This window comes from Enterococcus sp. FSL R5-0957, from assembly GCF_038008005.1.
GTDB lineage: Bacteria > Bacillota > Bacilli > Lactobacillales > Enterococcaceae > Enterococcus_B > Enterococcus_B faecium.
This window is the reverse complement of the sequence record NZ_JBBOYG010000001.1, coordinates 507,934-525,750: the sequence shown is the minus strand read 5'-3', so window position 1 is coordinate 525,750 and position 17,817 is coordinate 507,934. Positions and strand designations below refer to the sequence as shown.

Annotated in this window: 16 protein-coding genes and 1 pseudogene; 6 read left to right on the top strand and 11 right to left on the bottom strand. The window is 38.7% G+C overall.

Annotation, left to right across the window (positions count from 1 at the left end; all coding sequences use genetic code 11):
* Nucleotides 1-12: 12 nt before the first annotated feature.
* The 7 genes from MKX69_RS02505 to MKX69_RS02475 all read right to left on the bottom strand — a co-directional run bounded on the left by MKX69_RS02505 (nucleotide 13) and on the right by MKX69_RS02475 (nucleotide 7,406).
* The gene (locus MKX69_RS02505) at nucleotides 13-1,650 is read right to left on the bottom strand and encodes a phosphoenolpyruvate carboxykinase (ATP) (RefSeq protein ID WP_341008641.1); all 1,638 of its coding nucleotides are present in this window, start codon (nucleotides 1,648-1,650) and stop codon (nucleotides 13-15) included.
* Nucleotides 1,651-1,817: 167 nt separating this feature from the next.
* Nucleotides 1,818-2,426 carry a LysM peptidoglycan-binding domain-containing protein gene (locus tag MKX69_RS02500; protein WP_002286836.1) on the bottom strand — a complete coding sequence of 203 codons (609 nt, stop codon included), beginning with the start codon at nucleotides 2,424-2,426 and terminating at the stop codon, nucleotides 1,818-1,820.
* A 384-nt stretch (nucleotides 2,427-2,810) separates the two neighbouring features.
* Nucleotides 2,811-3,962, bottom strand: a complete 1,152-nt coding sequence (gene queG / locus MKX69_RS02495) for a tRNA epoxyqueuosine(34) reductase QueG (RefSeq protein WP_341008638.1) — start codon at nucleotides 3,960-3,962, stop codon at nucleotides 2,811-2,813.
* Nucleotides 3,963-3,980: 18 nt separating this feature from the next.
* The gene (locus MKX69_RS02490; RefSeq protein WP_002286840.1) at nucleotides 3,981-4,733 is read right to left on the bottom strand and encodes a hypothetical protein; all 753 of its coding nucleotides are present in this window, start codon (nucleotides 4,731-4,733) and stop codon (nucleotides 3,981-3,983) included.
* A gap of 139 nt (nucleotides 4,734-4,872) precedes the next feature.
* Entirely contained in the window at nucleotides 4,873-5,823 is a 951-nt protein-coding gene (locus MKX69_RS02485; RefSeq protein WP_341008635.1) for a metal ABC transporter substrate-binding protein, read from the bottom strand.
* Nucleotides 5,824-6,663 (bottom strand): metal ABC transporter permease, encoded by an 840-nt coding sequence (locus MKX69_RS02480; RefSeq protein ID WP_002286845.1) that lies wholly within the window; start codon nucleotides 6,661-6,663, stop codon nucleotides 5,824-5,826.
* On the bottom strand, nucleotides 6,660-7,406 hold the full coding sequence (locus MKX69_RS02475; RefSeq protein WP_341008632.1) for a metal ABC transporter ATP-binding protein: 747 nt from the start codon (nucleotides 7,404-7,406) through the stop codon (nucleotides 6,660-6,662). Before MKX69_RS02475 ends, MKX69_RS02480 begins: the two co-directional genes overlap by 4 nt.
* Before the next feature lie 237 nt (nucleotides 7,407-7,643).
* Between MKX69_RS02475 and MKX69_RS02470 the strand changes: the two genes are divergently transcribed.
* Entirely contained in the window at nucleotides 7,644-9,014 is a 1,371-nt protein-coding gene (locus MKX69_RS02470; protein WP_341008631.1) for an amino acid permease, read from the top strand.
* A 54-nt stretch (nucleotides 9,015-9,068) separates the two neighbouring features.
* Here MKX69_RS02470 and MKX69_RS02465 read toward each other — a convergent pair whose 3' ends face one another.
* The 4 genes from MKX69_RS02465 to MKX69_RS02450 all read right to left on the bottom strand — a co-directional run bounded on the left by MKX69_RS02465 (nucleotide 9,069) and on the right by MKX69_RS02450 (nucleotide 11,919).
* The gene (locus MKX69_RS02465; RefSeq protein ID WP_002286848.1) at nucleotides 9,069-9,965 is read right to left on the bottom strand and encodes a LysM peptidoglycan-binding domain-containing protein; all 897 of its coding nucleotides are present in this window, start codon (nucleotides 9,963-9,965) and stop codon (nucleotides 9,069-9,071) included.
* 113 nt (nucleotides 9,966-10,078) lie between these two features.
* Nucleotides 10,079-10,249, bottom strand: a complete 171-nt coding sequence (locus tag MKX69_RS02460) for a hypothetical protein (protein WP_002286849.1) — start codon at nucleotides 10,247-10,249, stop codon at nucleotides 10,079-10,081.
* Nucleotides 10,246-10,923, bottom strand: coding sequence for an NAD(P)H-dependent oxidoreductase (locus MKX69_RS02455; protein ID WP_002286851.1), 678 nt, complete (start codon nucleotides 10,921-10,923; stop codon nucleotides 10,246-10,248). The genes MKX69_RS02460 and MKX69_RS02455 overlap by 4 nt, the downstream gene beginning before the upstream one ends.
* Before the next feature lie 90 nt (nucleotides 10,924-11,013).
* Nucleotides 11,014-11,919: an AraC family transcriptional regulator gene (locus MKX69_RS02450; RefSeq protein WP_002286852.1), complete on the bottom strand. Its 906-nt coding sequence runs from the start codon at nucleotides 11,917-11,919 to the stop codon at nucleotides 11,014-11,016.
* 174 nt (nucleotides 11,920-12,093) lie between these two features.
* Between MKX69_RS02450 and MKX69_RS02445 the strand changes: the two genes are divergently transcribed.
* The 5 genes and pseudogenes from MKX69_RS02445 (at nucleotide 12,094) to MKX69_RS02425 (ending at nucleotide 17,686) form a co-directional block, all read left to right on the top strand.
* On the top strand, nucleotides 12,094-13,548 hold the full coding sequence (locus MKX69_RS02445; protein WP_002293689.1) for a glycoside-pentoside-hexuronide (GPH):cation symporter: 1,455 nt from the start codon (nucleotides 12,094-12,096) through the stop codon (nucleotides 13,546-13,548).
* Between the two features lie 15 nt (nucleotides 13,549-13,563).
* On the top strand, nucleotides 13,564-14,595 hold the full coding sequence (locus MKX69_RS02440; protein ID WP_002325138.1) for an aldose epimerase family protein: 1,032 nt from the start codon (nucleotides 13,564-13,566) through the stop codon (nucleotides 14,593-14,595).
* Nucleotides 14,596-14,601: 6 nt separating this feature from the next.
* A complete protein-coding gene (locus tag MKX69_RS02435) occupies nucleotides 14,602-15,789 on the top strand; it encodes a galactokinase (protein ID WP_341008625.1) in 1,188 nt (395 codons plus the stop codon).
* 155 nt (nucleotides 15,790-15,944) lie between these two features.
* A pseudogene (locus tag MKX69_RS02430) lies at nucleotides 15,945-17,328 on the top strand (Y-family DNA polymerase).
* A complete protein-coding gene (locus MKX69_RS02425; RefSeq protein ID WP_002293692.1) occupies nucleotides 17,300-17,686 on the top strand; it encodes a hypothetical protein in 387 nt (128 codons plus the stop codon). Before MKX69_RS02430 ends, MKX69_RS02425 begins: the two are co-directional and overlap by 29 nt.
* Nucleotides 17,687-17,817 lie beyond the last annotated feature (131 nt).

Genomic DNA, 17,817 nt, shown 5'->3' with positions numbered 1-17,817 from the left:
AAAGCTGTTATTTTAGTTCAATTTCTGAATCAAATTCTCCAAACTTTCTTTTGCTTCATCTGGCAAGAGATCTTTTCCTATCTGAGCTTCAATGAATCGTAAACGAATATCAAGTCGTTGTTTCACCAGATTTTTATAGGACGTATCCTCAAAAGAAACAGGAAAATCTGGTATAGGTAAATAGTGGATGTCTTCAAATGGACCAAACGACTTGAATTCTGCCGTTTGTTGCACGATTCTTTCAACGATTGACAATGTCGTTTCAGGTTTGATTTTTTTATCATCGAAATATCCAGTATTCAGGACATAGCAGGCTGTTTGCTGTTTCAAAAACAACTCTCGAAAAGCTTGATAGTCTTCCCTAAGAGGATAGACACGGAAAGGATTAGCAAATGGTTCAATGACTAGCTCATCTAGCTGTCTTTTTGTAGTGATATTTTCCGCGTCTGATCGTTTTGTTGCTAATGTTGCACCAAAAGACGCTGCTAAAACTGGGTCATTGATCTTGATAATTGGCGGAAGCGAATCATCTTTCATGATCCAAAAAACAGCATCGATCTTTTCGCTAAGATGATCGACTCGGTCGGGTGTCGCATAACGTGATTTGACTGTCCGCCCATTTCCGTTTCGTATATCTCCTGTTACTAGGACTTTTTCTCCTTTACTTGTACATGTCACGCCCACATTCTGACAAGTAAGGAAAGAAGAAATGGCCGGATCATCAGACGGATAGTCTTGTGTTTTATCAAAGTAAGAAGGTTCCAAGGCAGTAGCAAAACCATTTTTTCGAGAAATAACGAAAGCATCGTCATGCAAGATCGAAACAGAGTGACCTTCCGTATGTTTTGCTAAGGTAATCGTTGATTTTCCAGAACCGGACAACCCAAATACAGCCATCGTATAGGTCTGGTCATTACTAGCATATTGTTTCATCCCACCGTGGCAGGCAATAAAGCCATTGCGATTTCCCAATGCCCAAGCAAGCGTAAAAGTCGCTTTTTTTAATTCTCCAAAGTAACGTAATCCTAGCACAGCCGCTGTATTATGGAGAGCATCAAACAAAATGAGTCCATTGGGAAATGTTTCATGTGTCCATTCGGGATCACAAAAGATATAAAGATCTCCCTCATCAAAGGAAACAGACTTTTGATAAGTCTCTAAGATCTTCGAATTCGCTGGCTGAAAATTCAGCAAATAAGAATACAAATTGTTCTCAAATCCTTCTGGAATCAGCAAATGACTTTGCACAGAAAATTCTTCAGATAGGCCAACGATTACTTTTGTATGGTAAAACTGGCGCTTGCGACTTTGATACACAGCTTCTCTTAAAATTTTCTCGTATTTGCTTTGTTCCTTGTCTAAGTCCTCAAAGATCCGCCGAGCACTTGCTGTTCTTCCCACAATGCTTCCATCATTGAATACTAGTGTCCTGACATCAGCTGGTAAATCTAATTCTTCAGCATGTGAGATTGTTAAATCTGTGATGATCGTTCCTGGACTCCCTTTTGCTAGTTGATAAGCTGTCTTCCTGTCAAAAACTTCATGAACATTATTACCGTAAAATGTCGTTTCTACAATCGATCGAATACTGGATAACAGTGGATTTCCACTTGTGATTTCGTTTAATTCGAGACTCTCTTTTGTACTCATGGCTCCTCCTCATTCCCTAAACAAAAAAACGTTTTCTTTATTATACATTATTCGAGTTTTTATTTGTACTGCTGCGCTGTGGGAAGCAAACGAGTTATTTTTCACACAAAAAAACCGAGAACTTGAATAAACAAGTTTCTCGGTTTCATCATTTTCCTTTTATCGGCTTAGTACCAGCCGTTTGCTAACCAGAATGTTTTAGCAGCATCCCATGAACCATAACGAGATGTTACATATTGTTCTGCTACACGTTCTTGATTGGCAGCTGAATAGTCGCCGTTTAAGTATGAAGCATCTAATTGATAACGGCCGATGTAACGTCCGTTAGTAGCTGTGTATGAACCGCCTGATTCTTTTTGTGCGATCCATTCTTTTGCAGAGCTTGAAGTTGGCGCTGTTGCAGCAGCTGGGGCAGCAGGAGCTACTTCAACTGTTTCAACAGGTGCAACGTATGTATGTTCTTGCGTTGCTGTTTCAGTTGTAGATGCTGTATTTTCTGTTGTTTTGTTTTCTGTTGTTGCTGAAGAATCATTTGAAGTTGGGATTGTTAATTGTTCACCAACATAAATGCGGTTGATGTTTGCGATCGAATTTTTTTCAGCAATTGCATCGATCATTGAGTTGTCTCCTGCAAATTTTTGTGAGATCTTAGATAATGAATCACCTGATTTTACTGTATAAACTTCATCAGCGTGAGCATTTGTAGTTCCTACAAACATTGCAGTAGCACCAGCAGCAAAAGTTGTACCTAAAACAATTTTCTTAAATGAATTCATATTAAACTCCTTTTTTTTCTCCGTTTTTTATTCTTTCGACGCTATTAACTTTATCATTTAGAAATATTTCATAGGTAAAAGAATCATGACATTTAATGACAAAATGACGAATTATTTAATATTTGTAATATTTAAACAAATATTTTTTTGATACAAAACCATAAAAGCCTTGTTGTATAAGAAAAGTAATCGTTTTTCTATGTTTTTTTATTTTTGAATGAAAAACGCAGATTCTGTAACATTCACTGCAATAATCCATAAAAAAAAGCAAAAAAATTTTTGATTATTATCAAATTCTCTTAAAAAAATGTAAAAAATACAAAAAAACCAGTAATTGTTACAACAATTACTGGACAAAAACTTTGAATAATGTTAACTATTTTTTTATTTTAACTTTCTCCACAATAATTTCTGGGCATGTTCCAATTCGTTTATAACGACTTCTTCTGTTTCTTTAGCTAATATTTCATCTAATACATCAAGCCATTTTTCCGGTTCTTTTGTTCCTAGACGTCCAATAGCCCAAGCTGCTGTTCCTCTGATGACAGGGCGGACATCTGTTAAACATTCTGAAATCTCAGGCAATGCCGTTCGATCACCTAGATTAGCTAAAGCAATCAATGCGTTTCTCTGCAAAGGTTTCTTCCCACGCCATGAACCAGCTAAATGCCCAAATTGCTGTTTGAGGTCTTTATTAGACATCGAAAGCATTGGCTTTAATTTTGGATATACTTCGTCTACTTTTGGTTCCATCTCTTCATGAAAATGAAAATCTTTTCCTTGATTGTAAGGGCAGACTAACTGGCAGATATCACATCCATAAATGACATTTCGCATTTTTTTACGATATTCTTCCGGCATCATCCCTTTTGTCTGAGTTTGATAAGACAAACATCGCTGGGCATTCATTCTTCCGTCACCAAGCAATGCTTTTGTCGGACAAGCAGTCACGCAGCGCATACAGTCACCGCAACCAAATTCTCCTGGTTTATCAGGCTCAAATACAATATTAGTAACGATCTCACCAAGATAGACAAATGAACCGAACTCTTCAGTGATCAACAATCCGTTTCGTCCAATAAATCCTAAACCAGCTCGCTGTGCTACAGCGACATCGATCAGTTCTCCAGTATCTACTTGCGGAGCTAGACGCCATTCCTCTTCTTTTTGCCATTTTTCTGCTCTTGTTTGGATGAATTCGATCAATCGGTTCAAACGGTCTCTGAGTATATCATGGTAATCGATCCCCCAAGAAGCACGAGCAAACTGTCCGCGTTTTTCATCCCTAGGCACTTCTTCATGGATCCTAGTAGGATACGCAAGTGCAATGGAAATGATCGATTTCGGCTGATCAAATGTCATTTCAGGATAAAGACGCTCATCGATATTTGGATGTTCAAAGCCAGAAGTATGGCCAGCTGCTTTTTGTTCTTCCAACGATTCTTTTAATGAATCAAAAGGTTCCGCCGTGGTGAACCCGATTTTGTCAATTCCTAATCGTTTGCTTTCTTGTATGATTTCTTCTTTTAATGTCATGGTCTTCCTCGCTTGCTGTTAACGGCTGTATAACCCATAATATAGTTTTTCTTTTTTCAGCTGGACAAACTGGATCTGCTGATCGGCAATCTTCTTTTCTTCCATCCATTTTTTTCTTGCAGCAAATACTTCCCAATAATTTGTTGAAATTAATTTTCTTTTGTTATCTAATGCATTAAAAAAATTCAATGAAACTGGTTTTGTACTTAACAGTTCATGGAGCCTTACCTCTTCCCATGGCGAAAACTCAGACAGATCGCGGGAATACAATACTTCTTCATAGAGATTTTTTTGCTGTGTGTACGTGAATGTTTGCGGGATTTTCCCAGGCCTAGCAATTTCTACTAGACGATTATAAAACATATTCATTAATTTGCTGTTGGCAATAAATTGACTTTTATAATAGGCCGACTGGATCTTTTTGATTACTCCTTCTGCTTTGATGACTGAAAATAATGCAGGCCATGCTTTGACGGTTATTTCGTCGTTTTGTTTAACTAATACGCCAGGTGTGAAGCCGACTGGAGAAAGGAACACAAAATAACCGATACCGGTATTTTCATCTAAAGGCTGAAATTCATCAAACAACCATTTGCCTATGTACAGCTCTTCATCTGGTTCTGTTGTCTCATTTTGATTTGCTATGAATAATTTAGCTAATTCTGCTTCAAGAAATTGAAGGTCTTGATCCTTGTCGGTATTTTCCTGCTGGCTGATCAATCGAAAGACTTCTTCTTTAATCGTATATTTATCTTTACGTGTAAAATTCATAGCCACACCTTCCTTCCTTACTCTAACTATAACGGAATTTCTTCAAAAAAGGTATCTGTACGACGAAAAACAGCATAATTTTTTTCATATCTCTTATAAAAAATGCAAGGCCTGCTCCTCAAGCTAGACCTTGCACTTTTCAGCTTTCTTTTGTTTGTGACAAACCTTCATGGATCGTTTCAATATTCCATTTCATCATCTGATAGTAAGAATCTCCTTGTTCTCCTTCTTTTGCTATGGAATCAGTGAACAGTTTATCATAGATTTTCAAACCCGTTTCTTTTGCTACCCGTTCCATGCTTCTTGAGTCTACACTGGTTTCCACGAATAAAACCGGTACTTCTTTTGCTCTTATCTGATCAATGATCGCTTTCATTTGATCAGGCGTACCTTGACTTTCTGTATTGATCTCCCATATATAAGCTGCTGGCAAATCATATGCTCGTGAAAAATACTTGAATGCCCCTTCACTTGTTACTAATAATTTTTTGTTCTCTTCGATAGAAGCAAAACTTTCCTTCGCTTGTGTATCTAATTCTCTTAGTTTTTCCACATATGCTTCTGCATTTTTTTTATAGAGTGTCGCATTTTCTGCATCTTTTTCAGAGAATATACGTGCGATTTCCTCCACATATTTTATTCCGTTAGATATGTCTAGCCAAGCATGTGGATCTGCTTTTGTATGTTCTTCACCGCTAGTTAAATAAAGAGGTTCTACATTTTTGCTAACTGCAAAATAATCTTTTCCTTCTTCTTTTTTAGCCGTTTCCATCAAGTTATCGAACCAGCTGTTACCTGTTTCAAGATTCAAACCGTTGTATAAAATAACATCCGCATCGCTTGCCTTTTTGATGTCTTCTGGTAGTACTTCATATTCATGCGGATCTGTTCCGACTGGTACGATACTGTGGATATCTATTTGATCTGTTCCGACCTCTTTTGCCATGTCCGCCAAGATCGAATTGGTAGCCACGACTGACAACTTTTCTTTACTTCCTTCATCCGCTTGGTCAGAAGCCTGCTTTCCGCAACCGGCTAATACCAAGAAACTAACTGCCAAGATTAAAAAGAGTGATTTTTTTGTTTTCATCTATCTGCTTCCTTTCTGAAATAAAATTCCTTTTGTTGGAGAAAATAAAAAAGCAAGGATAAAAAATGCGGTACATGCTAACACGATCGTAGCTCCTGATGGCCAATTGTAACTATAACTGAAAAACACACCGACAACTGCACTTAGCATACCGATTCCTGCAGCTGTAATGATCATTTTCAGTAAATGGTTCGTTAGCAAGTAAGCCGTGGCGGCTGGTGTGATCAACATGGCAATCACCAAGATTGTTCCTACTGTCTGTAAACTGACTACAGCCACTAATGTCAAAAAGAACATCAAAAGATAATGGATCAGCGATGTGTTCAGCCCATAAGCTTTTGCCATTGTCGGATCGAATGATGTGATCTTCAATTCTTTATAAAAGAAAAAGACAAATATCAAGACGATTCCACTAACGAGTGCTGTCAGCAACAAATCGCTTTCCCTAACAGCTAAGACATTCCCAAATAAAATATGATACAAATCTGTCGCACTCTGGGCATATGAAATCAAGATAATCCCTAATGCAAAAAAGGAGCTAAAGACAATTCCAATCGCTGTATCATTTTTCAATCGGCTCCGCTGAGTCACGAAACCAATCACTGCTGCTGTTAGCATCCCAAAAGCAGTGGCTCCAAAGATGTAACTAAAACCAAACATATAAGAAATGGCTACACCTGGAAGAACTGCGTGAGAGATAGCGTCTCCCATCAAAGACATCCCTCGTAAAATAATAAAAGAACCGATGACTCCAGAAGCAAGTCCTACAAGCATGGAAGTGACCAAAGCGTATTGCAGGAATTGATAATTCATTAATCCATCAATAAAGGATTGGATCATTTTTTCTCTCCTCCTTTTACTAAATGTCTGATGATCTGACCATAGGCCAATTGAAGGTTCTTCGATGTAAAGACTTCTTGTACTGGACCGGAAGCGATCAGCTGTTTATTTAAAAGAATAACCTCATCGAAATATTCTTCTACTTTATGAAGATCATGATGGACGATCAAAATCGTTTTTCCTGAATTCTTCAATTCCTGCAAGATGTCAAAGATCTTTCGTTCACTTAACGCATCAATCCCTACGAATGGTTCATCTAAAAAGATCCATTCTGCTCCTTGGGCTAGAGCTCTTGCAATAAAAACTCTCTGAAGCTGTCCACCCGATAGTTCGCTGATCTGTCTTTTGGCATATTCTTCCATCCCTACTTTTTTCAAAGCTTGTCTTGCACGTTCTTTTTCTTTTTTTCCAGGTCTTTGTCCAATTCGTAAAGATGGATATGTTCCTAAAAGTACAACGCCTAATACATCAATTGGAAAGGAAAGATCCAATTCACTTCGCTGTTCCACGTAGGCTATTTTTTTACGGACTGAGTTTACCGGCTGTCCAGAAAAGGTGACTTTACCAGTAGTAGCTGGTATCAACTCTAGCAAAGATTTCATAAATGTTGATTTTCCTGCACCGTTTGGTCCGATAATACCGGTAATTTTTTGTGGATTTATCGTCAAGTTGATAGTTTTCAAAACAGTTTTCCCTTGATAAGCGGCTGAAAGGTCTTGAATTACAATGGCCGTACGTTCCAAATTTTACACTCCTTTTCAGGTTTACCTAACTTTTTATTTAAATATAGTTTAACTAAAATGGAAAGCATTTTCAAGTAGAATGATGAAAAAGTTTTTTTCGAATTTTCCTCGCATTTTATGAAAATTTTCTGTAGAATCACATCAAGAGTTCAATAAGGCTAACCTAATAATGAAAAACATGTGTTGAAACGTTTGATTATTTTTTCTTGTTGACTCAACAACGAAAGGAGTTTTTGTATGGAAGAAGAAAAGTTAACTCGAAGTCTTAGTGCCCGTCATATCCAAATGATCGCACTAGGTGGAACGATCGGTGTCGGTCTGTTTATGGGTGCCTCCTCAACCATACGCTGGACAGGGCCCTCAGTGATGGGAGCCTATGCGATTGCAGGATTCTTTTTGTATTTGATTATGCGTGCTTTAGGCGAAATGCTTTACGTTGATCCTTCGACTGGTTCTTTTGCAAATTACGCGAGCGAGTACATCCATCCTGTGGCTGGCTACTTGACCGCTTGGAGTAATATTTTTCAATATATTGTCGTAGGAATAAGTGAAGTGATTGCTGTAGGATCTTATATGAATTATTGGTGGCCTGATTTGCCGGCAATTATTCCCGGGATCATTGTCGTCTTGTTTCTTATGCTGGCAAATCTTATTTCTGTCAAGGCGTTTGGCGAATTAGAATTTTGGTTTTCGATCATCAAAGTCATAACGATCATTTTGATGATCATTGCAGGTCTTGGGGTAATCTTATTTGGATTTGGTAATCATGGTCAGGCAGTAGGGATTTCAAATCTTTGGAAAAATGGTGGATTCTTCACTCGAGGCGTCAAAGGATTTTTCTTTGCATTATCGATCGTTGTTGCTTCCTATCAAGGAATCGAACTGATCGGAATGACTGCTGGTGAAGCAGAGAATCCTAAAAAGACGATCATTGAAGCTGTCCAGTCCACTATCGGTCGAATCTTGATTTTTTATATTGGTGCTATTTTTATCATTGTGAGTATCTATCCGTGGAATCAATTGAGTGAGATTGGTTCACCTTTTGTACAAACTTTTTCTAAAGTCGGCATTACATTTGCTGCAGGACTGATTAATTTTGTCGTGATTACAGCGGCATTATCAGGTTGCAATTCAGGGATTTTCAGCGCAAGTCGTATGGTCTATACACTTGCCATGAATGGAAAGATGTCTAAAAAATTTCTGAAACTTTCTCGTCACGGCGCGCCTTTTTATCCTGTCGTAGCAATCTCAGGTGGAATCTTAATTGGTCTGATCTTAAATTATCTTCTACCAATGTTCATCAACCAGTCAGAAAATATTTTCGTTTTCGTATACAGCTCAAGTATTTTGCCTGGTATGGTTCCTTGGGTAGTGATTTTGATCAGCGAGATTCGCTTCAAAAAGAAGCACGCAGATAAAATGCATGATCATCCTTTTAAAATGCCACTATCTCCTTATACGAATTATGTGACACTTGCTTTTTTAGCTATCGTATTGATTTTCATGTTTATCAATCCTGAAACGAGAATCTCATTGATTATTGGACTCGTTTTCTTGCTTTACATGACGATCCATTACTTTGTACGCGAAAAAAGAACCGGAAAATAAAAAAAGAACGAAGCTTCACCTTAGTGGAAGCTTCGTTCTTTTTTATTGCTTTTATCAATTCAATTTTAGCGTCTCACCGGGAGTCAGGAAATAATTCTCCATGCTCATCCCATTCAGCGACAAGATCGTTTCTACTGGTACGCCAGTTCGTTCGGCTATTTGATTTGGACCTTCTCCTTCCAAAACTACGGTTGTCGCAGCCTGTGAAGTCGCGCTGTTGGTATTAGTTTCAGAGGAATCTGTTGTGTCTTGTGTTGTTCGAGCTTGCATTTCAGAAGCTTCTACCGACTCTGCCGTCTCAGAATCAGAAGATGTTGTGTCTTGTGTGCTTGTTGACTCTGCTTGAAGAGAGGCGCTAGTCTGCAAATAAATATCGGAAATCTTAGCTACATGATTCGTATAATTAGCCGATAATTGATTGATCAAAGTATCTAAGTCTACACCGTCTTTATTTTCTGCTGCCTGATACGCTGCACGTAATTTTCTGATCCCTTCGTCGGAGATTGCTTGAAGCTCACGTGCTTTTTGGTTAGCAACTGCTGATAAACCAGCTATGCCCTCTTGATTTCCCTGAATTTCTGTCTGGTATTCTTCAATCAATGCAGGCGTCTTTTCTTCGATCTTTTTCGAATAATCATTTACGATTGCTTGAAGTTGCTCTGGCAAACCATTTGCTGTTTTTTCTTCAGAAGTTTGTGTCTCTTTTGTTTTAGTTGATGACTCACTTGTTTGTTTCGTCTCTGTTTTCTTTGTCGTTGTTTCCGTTATGGTCGTACTTTTCGCTTCTGACGAATTTTTTCCATGAAAATATAGACCCGCAACTCCTCCTGCTATGATCAAAAACACGGCAACTGCTGCCCCAATCATGATCATCCGCTTACGAGCTGCCTGTTTTTGCTGTCTTCTTCGGGTCATCCGAACATTTTCTCCCCACTCATTTTCATCATACATTTTTTTCACCACCAATTTTTATGTATAATAGCGTTATCAAACGCTTCATATTCTTATTGTAGCAAATAATTGCCGCTGTGCACATTTTTATCTTTGTTATTTATAAGAAAATTTCACCAGTTGAGATGATTCCAAGATTGTCCGTCGATTTCTCCTTGCAGCTGCATTGTTCGTTCGTCTATCTCAGCCATCAGTTTCTTTATTTCATATAAGAGCGCACGGTCTTGATATTCTGATTTTTCGCTTAATTCATCTAATTGTTGGATCAGCCAATCATTTGTCATAATGAAGTTCCTTTCATTTCTTGCAGTGTAAAGGTCAAGTCTTCGATCTGCTCTTTTGCCTCAGTCAGTGCTTCTACGATATATGCTTGTTTTTCAGATTCTTCTTCCTGCATTTTCTGATTTTCCTGTACTCTTTGAATAAACCAGTCAATCCGCTGAGTCAGCGATGGTTTGCCTTCCAATGAGAGATACTGCTGATAAGCAATTAGCTTTTCCCAACGTTTTTCCTGGGATAAATACATAAATTGTGCTAAAACGAATGGCGGAAGATAGGTCATATGGAATTTATTTGCGATTCGCTGATACGGCCTCAAAAATTCGGAAATCGTATATTCTTCTTTTCCTCCAGCTTGGTATTCTTTTTCCGCCACACCTGTTGTCAATACGATTCCTAGTTCTTTCCCTTTTAATACATGTGCTGCTCGTTCCAAGACATTATCTTGCCAAATTTTTAAATGAGCAGGAGAACTATACCAGTAAAACGGAAACTGGAAAATGATCCGATCATGCTGGGCCAAGAGCTGTAGTTCAGTCTCTATATCTATTTTTCCGTCTGGATAACTTGATTCCAAATGATGCCAAGTAGCTGGTAAACCAGCAGAAGCTTCTTTGAAAAATTGCTGATTTAAAGATTCTTCGATCGTTGGATGGCTAATGATGATAAGTGTACGCATCCCTTTTCCTCCTTTTTAGTCTTCGCTTTACAGTGTAGCATAACCGCCACAAGTTTCTTTTGCCGATGCTTGTCATTTTAACCAGACTAATCAGGTTGTCCAAGAAACTGCGGTTTGTTTTTCCAACTGTTTTTTCAAGGTATCCAAAGCAATATTCTTAAAATTTTCGTTTTTCATACGTTTACGATAGTTCGTAGCCGTTTCTCCGGTACTCTTTTTGAACATTCGGCTAAATACGACTAGACTATTGAACCCTACTTGATAGGCAATACTTTCCACGGATTCATCCGTCAGAGAAAGAAGAAACGCCCCTCGATTGATCCGTACCCCGATCAAATATTCCTTGATACTGGTACCCATATGATTTTTGAATACTCGCGACAAATGGCTCCGATTGACCGCTAAATGCTGGGCGATTTCCTCAACAGACAATTTTTCAGCATAATGTGCCTCGATGTATTTGACTGTCTCAACAGCTAAAGAGGAGTGAACCTTTTGTACACCACCGCTGACCTTTCCGCCATCTTTTAAAAGGACTGATAAAAAACGGTAGGTTAATGCTGTTAACTGTAATTCATTTTCCAAGGTTTCTTCCGTATCTTTCATGCATTCTAAAATAATGTCGATATATTTTTGTATGTCAGAAGAGACCATCGTGTATTGGTCTTCTCTGAAAAGCGACTGCCGAATGATTTCTTCTGCAGCACTCCCACCAAATGAAAGCCAGCAATACATCCACGGATCTTCTCCATCTGATAAGTAAAACGTCGAGTCTCCTGGACGAATCAAGAACAGATCACCTTTTTTCAATTGGAATTGTTGATTTTTCACATGATAAGATCCTTTGCCTTCCATCACGACATGCAGGATGTAATCATTGCGAATAGCAGGACCAAAAGAATGAAACGGCATCGTTTTAGAGAAACCACAAAAATCAAAATACAATTCTTTTTCTACTTGTTGATGTTCCTTTTTTAAAAAAATCGATTGCTCCACGTCTATCCCTCCTTACTCCTTTAGTATAATGCAACAAAAAGTTAAATAAAAGTCACAGAAATATATTAAAAAGGAAGCGATTTCTTGTTAAGTTTAAGTCATTAAAAGATCTTTGTTATTCGTTGTAACCGGTTTACTTAGTATTATATATTGAACAGGAGAGGAATACAGATTATGAAAAGCAAAATGATCCAACGTGTGTCCTACGCTTTAGGCGCTTTTGGACACGACACATTCTATGTTACATTAAGCACTTATTTTATGGTATTCGTGACAAGCCAGATGTTCGCAGGAACAGATAAGGCAACGAATGCAAAAATGATTGCTACAGTTACAAGCTTAGTTGTAGGTATCCGCTTAGTTGAAATTATTTTTGATCCTTTGATTGGTGGCATCATCGATAATACTCGTACAAAATACGGTAAATTCAAACCATGGTTAGTTATCGGCGGCGTTGTTAGTTCCGTACTCTTGGTAGCAATCTTTACCAATTTCTTTGGCTTAGCTACTCATAATACGACTTTATTTATCATATTATTTGCAATCGTTTTCATCTTATTGGATAGTTTTTATTCATTTAAGGATATCGCTTTTTGGTCAATGATTCCAGCTTTGAGTACGGAAACAAAGGAACGTGAAAAATTTGCTACGTTTGCTCGTTTCGGCTCTTCTCTAGGTGCAAATGGTACTACTCTAGTCGTTGTCCCTATCGTTACTTTCTTTACCTATCTTGTTACTCATAAACATATTGAAGGCGCTTCAGGCTGGTTCTGGTTCGGTGTGATTGCTGCTGTTATTTCAGGCGGTACTGCGATTATCACTGCCTTGGGCACAAAAGAAGTCGATACTGCGATCCGTCAGCAAAATGAAAAAGCTGGGATCAAAGATGTGTTCAAAGCAGTTGCTCAAAATGATCAGTTGATGTGGCTTGCCCTTGCTTATATCGCTTATGCGATTGCCAATGTAGCAACAACTGCCGTATTATTCTACTTCTTCAAATATGTACTTGGCCAACCAACTGAATTTTGGATCGTTGGTCTAGTTGCTGCCTTACTTGGTTTAGTAGCTGTTCCACTATTCCCAATGCTTACACGCGTCATCTCTCGTCGCTACGTTTACCTTGGAGGGATCGCAATGATGATTTCTTCTTACTTTTTCTTTACGATCGCAGGTTCAAGTTTGCCAATCGTTATCATCGGGCTAGTATTGTTCTACTTCCCTCAACAATTGATTTTCTTATCCGCTTTGATGACGATCACAGACTCTGTTGAATATGGTCAATGGAAAAATGGTATCCGTAACGAAGCTGTTACTCTATCAATTCGCCCTTTACTAGATAAAATCGCTGGTGCTTTGTCTAACGGGATCGTAGGGTTTGTCGCTATCGCTTCTGGGATGACTGGTAATGCTACTGCTGCTGATATCACTGCTCATGGCGTAACGACTTTCAAAGCTTATGCATTCTATGCTCCTGCTGCTTTGATGATTTTCTCCGCTATTATTTTTGCTTGGAAGATTACATTGACAGAGAAAAAACATGCACAAATCGTTGAGGAATTGGAAAACAAATTGGCTCCAGCTGATACAATGGAAGATGAACTTCACGATGCAGTAGTTCCTTCCCATTAAGAAAGGATCTTGAAAATGAAGATTACAGAAAAAGATTTTGGCCAAGGTTATCACTTGATAACCTTGGAGAACAAAAACAAGCTAGCACTTTCTATCTCTGATTTAGGTGCAAGAATCGTCAGTTTAAAATCAAATGATCGAGAATTAGTTTTGGGATTTGATACCGCTGAAGAATATATCGAAAAAGATCCGTATATCGGTGCTTCTATCGGTCGCACCGCAGGGAGAATCGAAAATGGCCGCTTTTCTCTCAATGGAAAAACTTACCAATTAGCCACAGATCCAAAAACTGGGCATAATCTGCATGGTGGTGCTCCTGGATTTGAATTAAAAAAATGGTCTTATGTCATTTTGAATGGCGAAAATGAAGCTTCTGTCATTTTTACTACTACAAGTCCCGACGGAGAACATGGTTTTCCAGGTACAATGGATGTGGAAATCCGCTATACTTTGACACAAGATAATATCTGGCGAGTGACCTCTCGCGGCACCAGTGACCAAGATACTTTATTCAATCCGACAAATCATGTTTACTTCAACTTGACGGGAGATGCTTCTCAATCAATCGATCAACATGAGCTTTGGCTCAATAGCGAAGCTTATGCTCCTTTGCGAACAGATAGTATTCCTATAGGGGTAAAAGAAAATACTGCAGGAAGTGCTTTCGATTTTCAAATACCTAAAAAATTAGCGTCCGTTTTTGCTAGTGATTTGGATCAAAAAAATCTTGTTGACGGAATCGATCATCCATTTTTCTTAAAAGAAACCGGCTTGGATAAAGAAGCCGCTCGCTTGACTAGCCCCGATAAAAGAATCCAAGTAGATATTGCTACAGATGCTTCTAGTGTGGTTATTTTCACTGCAAATTTCGGCACAGAAACACCAGAAATGCGCAACCGAAAACTGGCACATCATGGTGGCATCACATTTGAGACTCAAACAGCTCCAGGTGCAGAGCGCTTCTCAGCATTTGGTTCGATTCATTTAAAAGCCGGATCAGTATTTGAAACAGTGACAGAATTCAAAATCAAAACAAGAAAGGAATAACTCATCATGGAAATCAAAAGAAGCTTAAACACAAAATTTGCCGAAACATTCGGACCTAAAAAAACTACACAATACTTCTCACCAGGACGCATCAATTTGATTGGTGAACACACAGATTACAATGGAGGCCATGTCTTCCCCGCTTCCATCACTTATGGAACGCAAGGTGTCGCAGCACCTCGAGACGATAATAAAATATTAGTTTATTCCACAAACTTTGACGATATCGGTGTCATTAGTTTTACTTTAGATGAGCTAGAATATGATAAAAAAGCAAACTGGGCAAATTACGTAAAAGGAATGGTCCTTAAATTAAAAGAAGCTGGACACTCAATCGATCATGGGTTTGAGTTGTTAGTGGAAGGAACAATCCCTAATGGTGCAGGACTTTCCAGTAGCGCTTCATTAGAATTATTGGTAGGTGTTGTATTAGAAGATCTGTTTGATTTAAAAACAAATCGCTTGGAACTAGTCCAAACAGGTAAAAAAGTAGAAAATGAATTCATCGGTGTCAATTCAGGTATCATGGATCAGTTTGCCATCGGCTTCGGTGAGCTAGATCATGCAATCTTATTAGATACAAATACGCTGAAATACGAAATGGTTCCAGTGAAACTAGATGGTTATGCAATCGTCATCATGAATACGAATAAGCGGCGGGAATTGGCAGATTCAAAATACAATGAACGCCGCAGCGAATGCGAAGAAGCCATGGCACGTTTGCAAAAAACTTTGCCTATCTCTTCTTTAGGAGACTTAGATGAAGAAGAATTTGAATCAACTATTGACCAAATCGGCGATGATACATTGATACGTAGAGCTCGCCATGCCGTTTCTGAAAATCAGCGGACTTTGAAGGCAAAAGCTGAATTAGAAGCTGGGAACTTAGAAGCATTTGGTCAACTGTTAAATGATTCTCACCACTCTCTTCGCTATGATTATGAAGTAACTGGGATCGAATTAGATACACTAGTAGATGCTGCTCAAAAACAAGAAGGTGTCTTAGGTGCACGAATGACAGGAGCTGGATTTGGTGGCTGTGCGATTGCTCTTGTCAAAGAAGAAAATATACCTGCCTTCAAAAACAATGTCTATGATGAATACATGAAAGTTGTCGGCTATGCTCCGGAATTTTATGTTGCACACATTGGAAATGGGACAACAAAGATCGATCCAGAAGCTGTTCATGTTTGATAAAAAAATCAACGATCTCAGCTAAAAACAAATAGATAAAAATAACCTCTCAGCAATTTTCAAATGTGAGCCTTTTGCTCGTATTCGAAAATTGCTGTTTTTTATTGACACGGAAAGAGAACGTGTGTTCTAATTGTGTTGAAGAGGTGATTGTTATGTGGGCGAATCAAAATCCGGTATTTGTTTATGAAAAAGAACCTTCAAGAGATATTTTATGTATTGACTGCAAATCTTTTTACGCCTCCGTAGAGTGCGTTGAAAAGGATCTTGATCCCCTTACAACTAAATTAGTAGTCATGTCCTATCCGTCCGATTCGACAGAAACACGGGGTAGCGGATTAATCTTGGCTTCCAGTCCTGCAGCAAAAAAAGCTTACGGCATCACCAATATCAGCCGTGCCAGAGATCTTCCCTTCCCCTATCCAAGTGATTTATATATTGTTGCCCCAAGGATGGCCTATTATATGGAAAAGAACAGAGAAATCAATTCTATCTATAAAAAATATGCAGACGAAGCGAACCATCGTGTCTATTCCGTCGATGAAAGCTTCCTTGATGTAACAAATAGCATGGCACTCTTTGGTAAAACAAATGCGTACGACATGGCTAAACTGATCCATAAAGATGTGTTTGAGCAGACCGGAATCTACACGACTATAGGAATTGGCGATAACCCGCTACTTGCTAAACTAGCCTTAGACAATGGCTCAAAAGACGGAAAACAAATGTTTGCTGAATGGCGTTATGAAGATGTACCAGAAAAGTTATGGAAAATCTCAGATATCACTGACTTTTGGGGAATCGGCAAACGAACAGCAAAACGTCTGAAACAAATGGGTATACATTCTGTTTATGATTTAGCTCACGCGGATTATTATCACTTGAAAAGCAAGCTAGGGGTCATCGGTACTCAGCTTTATGCCCATGCTTGGGGGATCAATCGAAGTTTTTTGGGACAAGAATATACACCAAAATCAAAAAGTATCGGAAATAGTCAAATCCTAGATAGAGATTATACAAGACGAGAAGAAATCGAGATCGTTATCAAAGAAATGGCCGACCAAGTCGGCACTCGCTTGAGACGATCTGCAGCAAAAACACAAGTAGTCAGCTTATGGGTAGGATACTCTTTAGGCTATCTTGATCCAAATGGCAAGACCGGGTTTCACCAGCAAATGAAAATCGAAGCGACAAATGCTAGCAGAGATCTAGCAGATGCTTTATTGACCATTTTCCACCAGCATTACCACTACCAGGATATTCGGCGTGTAGGCGTGAACTGTTCCGACCTCGTATACGCGACAGGTTTACAGCTTAACCTTTTTGAAGATCCTGAAAAGCAGATAAATGAAGCGAAAGTTGATTTTGTTGTCGATACGATTAGAAAAAAATACGGCTTTCAATCAATCATCCATGCGCATAGTCTCTTGCAAGGAGGACGCGCCATCGCACGTAGTTCTCTCGTTGGCGGGCATGCCAGGTGGTATGAGTGGATTAGAAGGTGGAAAAGATGAGACGGACAGCAAAAAAATTCATTGACTATAACGAGTATCGAGATCGGCCATTTGGATTAAAATGGGGGACTGCTTTTGCGATGGAAGAACTAGTCAACGGTATCAAAAAAAATGAAGAAGAAGCACGCAAACAGCCTCTTCCTAAACAACAAATGACATTGCAAGAAATCGATAGTATACTGACAGAAGCCTTTTTATCTCGTAAAGCAGTAATCATTCAGCTCAATTTAAAAGATGAATTTGGAAGACTCTTGGATGAGGTCGAAGGGCACTTCATTGGTGAAGCCTATGAAGATTACTTTATGATTGACCATCAGCCGATATTGTGGGAAGACGTACGGTATATTGAGTTAAAGGAAACAAAAAAATGGTTTGTGACATGAGAGGTTGTGACAGAAGTGATCAACTTCAAAAAATAAGAAAGGATTTTTCGAAAATTGCTTCTTAAATTTTTGTGGAATTTTGGCTTATTTTTCGAAGAAGCAACTTCTGGAACAACGTATATTAGATATCA